The 10720-nt window shown below is 69.5% G+C and carries 10 protein-coding genes and 1 rRNA gene; 9 read left to right on the forward strand and 2 right to left on the reverse strand.

Annotated elements, in window-relative coordinates:
* The first annotated feature begins 99 nt into the window (after positions 1-99).
* A complete protein-coding gene (locus ABZ863_RS14815; RefSeq protein ID WP_358535358.1) occupies positions 100-1803 on the forward strand; it encodes a serine/threonine-protein kinase in 1704 nt (567 codons plus the stop codon).
* Positions 1804-1812: 9 nt separating this feature from the next.
* On the opposite strand, the gene ABZ863_RS14820 is transcribed toward ABZ863_RS14815, so the two are convergent.
* On the reverse strand, positions 1813-2445 hold the full coding sequence (locus ABZ863_RS14820) for a MerR family transcriptional regulator (RefSeq protein WP_358535360.1): 633 nt from the start codon (positions 2443-2445) through the stop codon (positions 1813-1815).
* A 95-nt stretch (positions 2446-2540) separates the two neighbouring features.
* Here ABZ863_RS14820 and ABZ863_RS14825 point away from each other — a divergent pair, with 95 nt between their 5' ends.
* The 8 genes from ABZ863_RS14825 to hisS all read left to right on the forward strand — a co-directional run bounded on the left by ABZ863_RS14825 (position 2541) and on the right by hisS (position 10515).
* Positions 2541-3515, forward strand: coding sequence for a hypothetical protein (locus tag ABZ863_RS14825; protein WP_358535362.1), 975 nt, complete (start codon positions 2541-2543; stop codon positions 3513-3515).
* Positions 3512-3976 (forward strand): ABA4-like family protein, encoded by a 465-nt coding sequence (locus ABZ863_RS14830; RefSeq protein ID WP_358535364.1) that lies wholly within the window; start codon positions 3512-3514, stop codon positions 3974-3976. Before ABZ863_RS14825 ends, ABZ863_RS14830 begins: the two co-directional genes overlap by 4 nt.
* 22 nt (positions 3977-3998) lie before the next feature.
* Positions 3999-4754, forward strand: a complete 756-nt coding sequence (locus ABZ863_RS14835; RefSeq protein ID WP_358535406.1) for a purine-nucleoside phosphorylase — start codon at positions 3999-4001, stop codon at positions 4752-4754.
* A 33-nt stretch (positions 4755-4787) separates the two neighbouring features.
* On the forward strand, positions 4788-6443 hold the full coding sequence (locus ABZ863_RS14840) for a phospho-sugar mutase (protein ID WP_358535366.1): 1656 nt from the start codon (positions 4788-4790) through the stop codon (positions 6441-6443).
* Between the two features lie 68 nt (positions 6444-6511).
* Positions 6512-6964, forward strand: a complete 453-nt coding sequence (locus ABZ863_RS14845; protein ID WP_358535368.1) for an NAD(P)H-dependent oxidoreductase — start codon at positions 6512-6514, stop codon at positions 6962-6964.
* 25 nt (positions 6965-6989) lie between these two features.
* A complete protein-coding gene (locus ABZ863_RS14850; RefSeq protein WP_358535370.1) occupies positions 6990-7670 on the forward strand; it encodes an LppX_LprAFG lipoprotein in 681 nt (226 codons plus the stop codon).
* Positions 7667-9178 (forward strand): MFS transporter, encoded by a 1512-nt coding sequence (locus tag ABZ863_RS14855; RefSeq protein ID WP_358535372.1) that lies wholly within the window; start codon positions 7667-7669, stop codon positions 9176-9178. The genes ABZ863_RS14850 and ABZ863_RS14855 overlap by 4 nt, the downstream gene beginning before the upstream one ends.
* 44 nt (positions 9179-9222) lie before the next feature.
* On the forward strand, positions 9223-10515 hold the full coding sequence (gene hisS / locus ABZ863_RS14860) for a histidine--tRNA ligase (RefSeq protein WP_358535374.1): 1293 nt from the start codon (positions 9223-9225) through the stop codon (positions 10513-10515).
* 112 nt (positions 10516-10627) lie between these two features.
* Here hisS and rrf read toward each other — a convergent pair.
* Positions 10628-10720, reverse strand: a 5S ribosomal RNA gene (gene rrf / locus ABZ863_RS14865); the annotation flags it as partial.

Genomic DNA, 10720 nt, shown 5'->3' on the forward strand with positions numbered 1-10720 from the left:
GCCGCAGAGATGATTTCCGGCGAGGTCCGCCGATGCTAATCGCCACTAACAACGGCGGGTGAACGTTCCGGCGGGCGCGGTTTCGTCACAATAGAGGTCGTGTCCACCTCCACCGATGAGTCCCGTCTCGTGGCCGGCCGCTACCGGCTGCGCTCGGTACTCGGTTCGGGCGCGATGGGCACCGTGTGGGCCGCCTTCGACGAGTTCCTGCAGCGCTCGGTGGCGGTCAAGGAGATCCGTATCCCGCCGGGGGTGCCCGCGACCAGGGCCGACGAGGTGCGGGAGCGGACTCTGCGGGAGGCAAGGGCGATCGCGGGGTTGTCCCACCCGAACGTGATCACCCTGCACGACGTCGTCCGTGAGCACGGCGATCCCTACATCGTCATGGAGCTGCTGCCCGCACACAGCCTGGCCGGCCTGCTCCGCGACGGCAGGCGGCTGACCGTCGCACAAGCGGCCGTCGTCGCCGACGCCGTGGCCGCCGCGCTCGAAGCCGCCCACAGCGCGGGAATCACGCACCGGGACGTCAAACCCGGCAACGTGCTCGTGTCTCCCGACGGCCGGATCAAGCTCAACGACTTCGGCATCGCGCGCAATGTCGCCGAGGCGACGATGACCCACACGGGGATGATGCTGGGCTCGCCCGCGTTCATCGCCCCCGAGGTCGCCTCGGGCGGCGCGGTCACCTACACCGCTGACCTGTGGGGGCTCGGCGCGACACTGTTCGCGGCAACAGAGGGCCGCCCGCCCTACGACGCCGATGGCGATCCGCTGGAGACCGTCACCCGTGTCGTACGCGGAGAGGTACCGAAGCCGTCGCCGGGGCCGCTCGCCGCGGTGATCCGCGGGCTGATGGCCAAGGAACCGTCGGCGCGGATGTCGCTGGCGGAGGTGCGGCGCAGGCTGTACCCGCTGGTGGCGCAGCCGCGGCGCACCCTCTTCGGTCCCGAACTGTTCCGTGAGCTCGACGGCAAACCGCTGGGACCGGACGCGAGCGAGACGCGGGTGATCCCGCAGATGCCGGTCAGCCCGGCGGCAGAGAAGGACGAACCCGCCGAGGTGTTGGCAGCCGATCCCGGTCCGCTGCCCTTCACCGCGGCCGCCGCTACCGCGGGCCCGGCCACTACCACCACCACCGGGCACGCAACGGCGCGAACGGTATGGCTCGTCGTGGTCGCGGTACTGCTGTTCATCGTTGCCGTCGCGGGTGGGTTCGCGCTCACCCGGCTGGTGGCGGGGCAGCCGATCGAACCGCCCGCGCGGGCGGAACCGGCACGTGCCACGCCACCCGCGGGCGCCGGCCGGGAACTGGTGACGCGTGAGGGCGACGCGACGAACCTGCGTGGCGCCAAGGGTGGGCTGTTCTCGGTGCGGGTGCCCGCGGACTGGACCAGGTTCGTCACGCAACAGCCGGCAGGCCCGTTGCCGACGAGCACCCGGGTGCAGTTCGTGTCCCCGGACGGCGCGCAGGTACTGGCTGTCGAACGCTTCGCGAACAACACGGGCGCGTACACGGCCGACGACTACGTGGCCGCACTGGGCACCTCCTGGGCACCCGGCGACTTCACGTTCGTTCGCTCCGAACCACTCGGCGACAACAGGGACGGCGTGGTCGTGACCTACCGGACGGCGGAGCGGGGCACGACCGGCGAGCGGGCGAGCAACCGCACGACCGTGGCCGAGGTGTTCCGCAACGGCTCGGGGCTGTGGGTGGTCGGCGTGACGGTGCCGGTGGAGCAGGAACGGCTGGGCCGCAACGAGCTGTTCGACCGTCTCGTCCCCACCTTCCAGACAACAGGCTGAGCCGCCTGTTCAGCTGGTAGCGGTCTTGTCGGCGAAGCGCCTGCGCGACGCCGCACCCTGCGCGAGCCGGCGCAGCGCGGCCAGCAGCACGTCACCGAGCACGGTGCCGACGACCGCGCTCTCCACGATCGCCTCAGTGGAGTCGAGCCCGGCGACGGAGTCGAGGTCGGCCTCGGCGATCCGGTCGGCGACATCGGCGTAACGGTCCAGCACGGTGAGCAACCGGGCATGCCCCAGTTCCCGGAAGCTGCACAGAACACTGACGAGGGCTTCGGTCGGCGGGGTACCCGGAAGGAGCCGCCAGTCCCGTTCCTCCGCAACCACCGCGAGCTGTTTCATGGCCCAGGCGCGGGCCTCGTCATCGACCTCGACCTGCCGCAGCGGCAGGCTGTACTGGGCCACGCCCAGCACGTTGTGCGTCGAGTTGCGTTCGTCGATCTCATCGACGACATCGCGTACGGCGGCAACCGACAGCCCGCCGACCTCCAGCAGCGCCCGCACCAGCTTGAGCCGCTGCACATGCGACTGGTCGTAGCGCGCCTGGTTGGGGCCGGTCCGCTCGCCAGGCGGCAGCAGTCCCTCGCGCTGGTAGTACTTGATGGTCGCGATCGCGACCCCGGACTCTCGGCTCAGTTCCGCCATCCGCATCCGCCTCACGCCTTTCTCTGGACAGCCGCCACATGGATAGCGTAGCTTCCCATCATGGATAGTGAAGCTATCCATGATGGGGAGGCGTGATGTCCACCTTGTTTCGCCAGGCCAGGACCTGGCACCGACCGATGATGTTGTTCGCGGGACTGATGACCGTCATGACCGTTGTCGCGCTCGGCGGCCTGCTGTTCGACGACCGGATGCTGCTCGCCGTGCCGATCTGGCTCAAGCCGTTCAAGTTCGCGGTCTCGATCGTCGCCTACTGCGTGACCTGGGCGTGGCTGGTCACGCTGCTGCGCTCCCGGCAACGGCTGGCGCACCGCGTGTCGACCGTGATCGTCGTGTTCCTCGCTGTGGAGTACGTGATCATCCTCGGCCAGGCGATGCGCGGCAGGGCAAGCCACTTCAACGTCGCCACCCCGCTCGACTCGGCGCTGTTCTCGGTGATGGGCGCGACCATCGCGGCGCTGTGGGTCGGCACGTTGGTGCTGACCGTGCTGCTGCTGCGCGCGCCGATCGCCGACCAGGCCGCACGCTGGTCGATCCGCCTCGGCGCAATCATCTCGCTGGCCGGACTCGCACTCGGCGGACTCATGCTCGGGCCGACCGGCACGCAGCTGGAGTCAATGCGGACAGGCACGTTCACCGGTGTCGTCGGCGCGCACACCGTGGGTGTACCCGACGGAGGCCCTGGAATGCCGATCGCCGGCTGGAGCACGATCGGCGGCGACCTGCGGATCCCGCACTTCGTCGGCATGCACGCGTTGCAGGCGCTGCCGCTCCTGGCCGCGCTGCTGGGAGTGCTCGCGACCCGCGTGCCCCGGCTGCGTCACGACGCGGTGCGCGCGCGGCTCGTGCTGACCGCCGGGCTCGGCTATGCCGGTCTCGTCGGCCTGGTCACCTGGCAGGCGTTGCGCGGCCAGCCGCTGACGGCACCCGATGGCTGGACCCTCGCCGCGTTCGGCGCCCTGGTCATCGCCATGGCGGCCGGCACGGTGCTGTCCCTGCGGAGCGTCGTTTCCCAACCGCGCCTCGACAGGCAACTGGTGGGCGCACCATGAACACGGCGACGCTGTTCGACATCACCTTCTACCTCGCCGCGCCGTTCTGGGCCCTGATGATCCTGGCCCCGCGGTGGAGCTGGACCGAGCGCATCATCGCCTCGCCATGGATCGTCCTGCCACCGCTGGTGGTCTACACCGTGCTTGCCGCCGGCGATCTCGGTGAACTGTGGCGGGTGGTGAGCAACCCGGATCTCGAGGCGCTGCGGGCATTTCTCGGCAAGCCCGAGGGTGCCGCGGCCATCTGGGCCCACCTCATCGCGTTCGACCTCTTCATCGGCAGGTGGATGTACCGCGACGCACGCGAACGCGGCGTCAGGCACGTATTTCTGGCGCCGATACTGGTGCTGACGATCCTGCTGTCGCCCTTCGGCTTGCTGGCGTACCTGCTGATCCGCGGGTTTACCGCCGCACCCCGTAGGCTGCACGACCGTGACCGAGAAGCTCGACCAGCCCAGTGAACTCGCCGGCGCCGCAGCATCGATGATCGCCGACCGGACCGGCGCCGCCACGCACGACATCGCCGTGGTGCTGGGGTCCGGCTGGCGCCCCGCAGCCGACATCATCGGCACACCGGAGACGGAGATCCCGCTCGGTGAGTTGCCCGGCTTCGAGACGCCCAGCGCGGTCGGCCACGGCAGCACCGCCCGTTCGGTCGTCGTCGGCGGTAAGCGCGCGCTGGTGCTACTCGGCCGAACCCACCTGTATGAGGGCAAGGGTGTGGCCGGCGTCGTGCACGCGGTGCGTACCGCCGCGGCGGCCGGGGTGCGCACGGTGCTGCTGACCAACGCCGCGGGCGGCCTGCGGGAGGGCTTCCAGGTCGGCCAGCCGGTGCTCATCGCCGACCACCTGAACATGACGGCGATGTCGCCGATCACCGGCGCCAACTTCGTCGACCTGGTGGACCTCTACTCCAGCAGGCTGCGTGACATCGCCAGGCAGATCGATCCGTCACTGGCGGAGGGTGTGTACGCGGGACTGCCAGGGCCGCACTTCGAGACGCCAGCCGAGATCCGGATGCTGCGCACGCTCGGCGCCGACCTGGTCGGCATGTCGACGGTGCTGGAGGCCATCGCGGCCCGCGCAGCAGGCGTCGAGGTGTTCGGCCTCTCGCTGGTGACCAATCTGGCCGCGGGTATGACCGGTGAGCCGCTCAGCCACACCGAGGTCATCGAAGCGGGCCGGGCAGCGGCGGAACGGATGGGGACGTTGCTGCGGGAACTGGTCCTGCGGGCCTGACCAGCGCGCTCCCGCACATGACACGATGGCCCGGTGACCGAACAGCCGAGCAGACTCACGCCTGACCTGCGAGACAAGGCATTCCGCTGGATCGCAGACGATCCCGATCCGGCCACGCGTACCGAACTGCAGACCGTCGTCGCGCGGGCGATGGGCGGCGACGGCAACGCTGTGACGGAACTGGCCGACCGCATGGCAGGGCCGTTGACGTTCGGCACCGCCGGCCTGCGCGGCCCGGTGCGCGCGGGGCAGAACGGCATGAACACCGCTGTGGTGGTCCGGACCACTGCGGGGGTCTCGGCATGGCTGACCGCGTCGGGCCACGCGGGCGGGACCGTGGTGGTCGGCCGCGATGCCAGGCATGGTTCGGAGAGCTTCGCCGCGGCCACCGCCGAGGTGCTCAGCGCCGCCGGTTTCGCGGTGTCGGTGCTGCCACGACCGCTGCCGACGCCGGTGCTGGCCTTCGCCGTGCGGCACCTCGGCGCGGTCGCGGGCATCCAGATCACCGCGTCGCACAACCCGCCTGCCGACAACGGGTACAAGCTGTACGACGGCACTGGGACCCAGATCGTGCCGCCTGCCGACGGCGAGATCGAGGCTGCGATCGCCGCCGCTCCGGCCGCGGTGTCCGTGCCGCGCGCAGCCGGAACGGCGACGTTGGACGACGAGGTGGTCGACGCCTACCTCGCGCGGGTCGCCCTGCTGCCGTGGAACACCTCCCGCACGCTGCGGGTGGTGGCGACGGCGCTGCATGGTGTCGGGGCGGAACTGCTCGACCGGGCGCTGCGCGATGCCGGTTTCACCGACGTGCACCTCGTCCCAGAGCAGGCCGATCCGGACCCGGACTTCCCGACGGTGTCGTTCCCCAATCCCGAGGAGCCCGGCGCGACCGACCGGCTGCTCGCCCTCGCGGCCGAGACCGATGCCGACCTCGCGATAGCACTCGATCCGGATGCGGACCGGTGCGCGCTCGGTGCCCGTGGCCCCGACGGGGCCTGGCGGATGCTGCGCGGCGACGAGACCGGTGTCCTGCTCGGCGAGTACGTCTTGTCCACATCGGACATAGCGGATCCGTTGGTTGCCACGACGATCGTGTCGTCGTCGATGCTGTCGGCCATCGCGCGGGCTCACGGCGCGCGTTACGCCGAGACGCTCACCGGGTTCAAGTGGCTGGCGCGGGCCGGCACGGGCCTGGTCTACGCCTACGAGGAGGCGCTCGGGGTGTGCGTGAACCCGGAGTTCGTCCGGGACAAGGACGGCATAGCGGCCGCAGTGTCGGCGGCCGACCTGGCAGCGACGACGAAGGCAGCCGGACGCACGCTGTTCGACCTGCTCGACGATCTCGCCGTGCGGCACGGCGTCCACCTGACCGACCAGGTGTCGTTGCGCATCACCGATCTGCGCGCGCGGGCGGAGCTCATGGCGAGGCTGCGGACGGCGCCGCCCGCGACGCTGGCGGGAGCCGAGGTGAGTGCCGAGGACCTGCTGCCGGACGCCGACGTGCTGCGCCTGCGCGGCGAGGGCGTGCGGGTGGTGATCCGGCCGTCGGGAACGGAACCGAAGCTGAAGGTGTACCTGGAGGTGACGGCACCCGTGCCGTCGGCAGCGGAGCTCGCCGAAATCCGCCGCCAGGCAGGCGACCGGCTCGCCGCCCTGCGCGCCGATGTCGAACGGCTCCTCACCGCATGAACGCGCGGAGGCTCGTCACGCATGGCCCGTGAGAATCACTGTTATCACGGATGGCAGGCTGACACACTGTGCCCACGCTGCTGATCGTCCACCACACGCCTTCGCCGCACCTGCAGGCGATGCTGGAAGCGGTGGTCTCCGGCGCCACCGATCCGGAGATCACCGGTGTGGACGTCGTGCGGAAACCCGCCCTGTCGGCGACGGCCTCCGATGTCCTCGCGGCCGACGGCTACCTGCTCGGCACGCCCGCGAACCTCGGCTACATGTCCGGGGCCCTCAAGCACTTCTTCGACACCATCTACTATCCGTGCCTCGACGCGACCCGCCAGCGCCCGTTCGGCTACTACGTGCACGGCACACAGGGTGTCGAAGGTGCCCAGCGGGCCATCGAGACCGTCACCACGGGGCTCGGCTGGGCGCAGGCCGCGCCACCGGTCATCGTATTGGGCGAACCGAGCAAGGACGGGCTGGCGGCGTGCTGGGAGCTCGGCGCGACTCTGGCCGCGGGGCTCATGCCGTGACCGGTGCCGCCCTAGGATTCGGCGCATGGTCCTCCGCCGAATCCTGACCGGAGTTCTCGCGCTGACTGCGGCCGTGGCCGCGGGGTGCAGCTCCGACGAGGCTCCGAGTGAGCCGCTGCCCGACGCTCCCGCCTTGATCAGAGACGCGGCCGCCGCCACCGGCGAGATCCGGAGCGCCCACGTCACCGTGCAGGTGAACGGCACGGTGCCGGGTCTGCTCGTACAGAGCCTCGAGGCCGACCTGACCAAGCAGGGTGAGGCAAAGGGCACCGGAACACTGAACCAGCTCGGTCAGCTGGTGGAGATCGAGTTCGTGCTCACCGGTGACACCCTGTATCTCAAAGGCCCCACCGGCGGTTACCAGGAGATCCCGGCGACGCTGAGCTCCACTGTGTACGACCCTTCGGCGGTGCTCGATCCCGAACGTGGCGTGCCCCAGCTGCTCACCGCTCTGCGCGACCCGAAGACCGAGGCCCGCGACGAGGTCGACGGCACGCAGGCGTACCGGGTGACCGGGACGCTGAACCAGGAGGTGCTCGGTGGCCTGCTGCCGGGGATCCAGTCCGCCGCCGACATGACCTTCTGGCTCAGCACCGGGGAAGGACACCTGCCCGTCAAGGCATCCGCCGCGTTCGGTGATGAGGCCACTGTGGACGTCACACTGTCCGATGTGAACAAGCCGGTCACGGTCACCGCGCCGGCATGATCCAGCTCAGCACGTCCCGGCGCGATCGTGGTCTCGCCATCGGCGCCGGAGGCCTCGCCGTCCTGCTCGGGGCACTGGACACCTACGTCGTCATCGGCTTGCTGCGCCAGATCATCGACGATCTGCAGATCCCGGTGAACCGGCTCGAGCAGGTCACCCCCATCGTCACCGGTTACCTACTCGGCTACGTCGCGGCGATGCCGCTGCTCGGCCAGGCCTCGGACCGGTTCGGCCGGCGGGCGTTGCTGCAGGCCTGCCTCGGTGGGTTCCTCGCCGGATCGGTAGTCACCGCGCTCGCCGACACGGTGCCGCTGCTCGTCGCGGGCCGGGTGCTGCTCGGAATCGCAGGCGGTGCGCTGCTGCCGGTCACCATGGCGCTGGCCGCCGACCTGTGGTCGGAGCACCGCAGGGCAACGGTTCTGGGCGCGGTAGGCGGTGCGCAGGAACTCGGCAGCGTGCTGGGACCGGTGTACGGGATCGCACTCGCCGCGCTGGCGGGCTGGCGCAGCGTTTTCTGGGTGAACGTGCCGCTCGCGCTGCTGGCGATGCTCGCCGTGGCAGTCTCGGTGCCACCCGACAGGCGCGACGCGAACCGGCCCAAGGTCGATGTGGTCGGGGCCGGCCTGCTCGCGACCGCACTCGGGCTGTCCGTTGTGGGCCTGTACAACCCGAACCCGCGGGAACAGGTGCTGCCGAGCTGGGGACTGCCGCTCCTCATCGCCGCGGCCGTGGCGTTCGTGCTGTTCCTGGTGTGGGAGTCACGGGCGAAGACCCGGCTCATCGACCCCACTCACGTGCGGCTGCGACCGTTCCTCGCCGCGCTGGCCACCAGCGTGGCCGCCGGCGCGGCGCTCATGGTGACGCTGGTGGACGTCGACCTGTTCGCACAGACCCTGCTCGGGCGCGACGACCAGGGCGGCGTGGAGTTGTTGTTGCGGTTCCTCGTCGCGCTGCCGGTGGGCGCGGTCCTGGGTGGGCTGCTTGCGTCCCGGTTCGAGGAACGCTGGGTTGCGTGCATCGGCATGCTTGTCGCGGCGGCAGGGTTCCTGCTGATGTCGTCGTGGACGGCGGCTGTCCTGTCCACCCCACACGAGCTGGGGCCGCTGACCCTGCCGAGGCTGGACACCGACCTGGTGGTTGTCGGCCTCGGCCTCGGCCTGGTCATCGCGCCGTTGTCCGCTGCGGTACTGCGGGTCGTGCCCGCCGAGCAGCACGGCGTTGCTTCCGCCGGTGTGGTCGTCGCGCGGATGACCGGGATGCTGGTGGGTATCGCGGCGCTGTCGGCATGGGGGCTGCACCGCTTCCACAGCATGACCGCGACACTCGATGTGCCGATCCGCGTGCTGTTCCCGTCGGATGCGGCCTACGACCAGGCACTCGGGTCGTACCTCGACGCGGTACGTGCGGCACTGCTCACGCAGTACACGGAAATCTTCACCATCACCGCCGTTGTGTGCGGTGTCGGCGCCGCCGTCGCCCTGCTCATCGGCACCCGGCGGGTCGCCTAGACTCGGCCTGAGCAGCCAAATCAATCAGTGAGGATCAGTCGACCGTGCCCGAATACCTGCCGACCGCGCCCTACCGGGGTACCCGGGACTTTCTCCCACCGGAGATGTCCGTCCGTACCCAGGTCTTCGGCAAGCTGTACGAGGTCATCGAGCGGTACGGATTCCTGCGTTACGACGGTCCGATCCTGGAGTCAGCTGAGATCTACGAGGCGAAATCCGGTGAGGAGATCGCCAACCAGCAGCTGTACACGCTCACCGACCGCGGTGGCCGGCGCCTGGCGCTGCGCCCCGAGATGACGCCGTCGGTGGCCAGGATGATCGCGGGCAACGCCGGTTCCCTGCAGTTCCCGGTGCGCTGGTACAGCCACCCGAACTGCCACCGCTACGAACGCCCACAGCGAGGGCGGGTACGTGAGCATTGGCAGATCAACGTCGACATCTTCGGCTCGACGAGCGCGAGCTGCGAGATCGAGATTTTCGAGCTGATCCACGACATGCTGGGCGGTCTTGGCGCAAGCGAGGACATGTTCGTGGTCCGCGCGAACGACCGCAACCTGCTCTCCTCAGCGCTCACCGACGTCGTGGGCGTCACGCAGGAGCAGTTGCCCGAGGTGTTCGCACTGGTCGACCGCTGGGAGAAGTACGAGCGCGAGAAGCTCGCGGCCAGCGCCGAGGAGATCGGCCTGTCCGGCAACCAGTTCGACAAGCTCGGTGACGTCCTGGCAGCGGGTACCGCCCTGCTCGACGAACTGCCTGCGCATGTCAAGGATGGTTCGAACCTGGTGAAGGTGCTCGGCAGCAGCGCGGCCGGCCTGATCCGTTTCGACCCGATGATCGTGCGTGGCCTGGCCTACTACACGTCGACGGTGTTCGAGGTCTTCGACACCTCACCGGAGAACAATCGCGCGTTGTTCGGTGGCGGCGCCTACAGCGATCTGGCGTCGCTGTTCACTCCGCAGCAGATCCCGGGCATCGGTTTCGGCATGGGCGATGTGACGCTGATGGACTTCCTGCAGACGCACGGGCTACTGCCCCAGCCACGCAGCGAAGTGGACGCCGTGGTGATCCCGGTCGTGGAGGAGCTCGGCGATGCCGCTCGCCAGGTGGCGGCGACATTGCGTCGCGCCGGCATCCGCACCTCGGTTCCGCTGGAGTACCGCAAGCTGGGCAAGGAACTGGGCCGCGCCGACAAAGCAGGCGCCCGGGCGGTGGTCATCGTCGGCCAGGAGGACTGGGACGCCGGCAATGTGACGGTACGCAGCCTCGTCACCCGGGAACAGCGGCAGGTCACCGTCGACGCCGCACCGACCACGGTCACTGAGCTACTCACCGACTGAGGGCACACAAAAGGGCGGCCGTTCATGTGAACGGCCGCCCTTTTCTTGATAAGTGACAAATGACGAAGGGCCTACCAGGAGTGATCCTGATAGGCCCTTCGTACTAAGTTTTGTTCGGCGGTGTCCTACTCTCCCACACCCCCACGGGTGCAGTACCATCGGCGCTGGCAGGCTTAGCTTCCGGGTTCGGAATGGGACCGGGCGG

This window comes from Saccharomonospora sp. NPDC046836, from assembly GCF_040645195.1.
Lineage (GTDB): Bacteria > Actinomycetota > Actinomycetes > Mycobacteriales > Pseudonocardiaceae > Prauserella_A.

What these genes read in the sequence shown, in the direction of transcription:
- ABZ863_RS14820 (WP_358535360.1), bottom strand. Translation starts at nt 2,445, where the DNA reads ATGGCGGAACTGAGCCGAGAGTCCGGGGTCGCGATCGCGACCATCAAG.
- ABZ863_RS14825 (WP_358535362.1), top strand. Translation starts at nt 2,541, where the DNA reads ATGTCCACCTTGTTTCGCCAGGCCAGGACCTGGCACCGACCGATGATG.
- ABZ863_RS14830 (WP_358535364.1), top strand. Translation starts at nt 3,512, where the DNA reads ATGAACACGGCGACGCTGTTCGACATCACCTTCTACCTCGCCGCGCCG.
- ABZ863_RS14835 (WP_358535406.1), top strand. Translation starts at nt 3,999, where the DNA reads ATGATCGCCGACCGGACCGGCGCCGCCACGCACGACATCGCCGTGGTG.
- ABZ863_RS14850 (WP_358535370.1), top strand. Translation starts at nt 6,990, where the DNA reads ATGGTCCTCCGCCGAATCCTGACCGGAGTTCTCGCGCTGACTGCGGCC.
- ABZ863_RS14855 (WP_358535372.1), top strand. Translation starts at nt 7,667, where the DNA reads ATGATCCAGCTCAGCACGTCCCGGCGCGATCGTGGTCTCGCCATCGGC.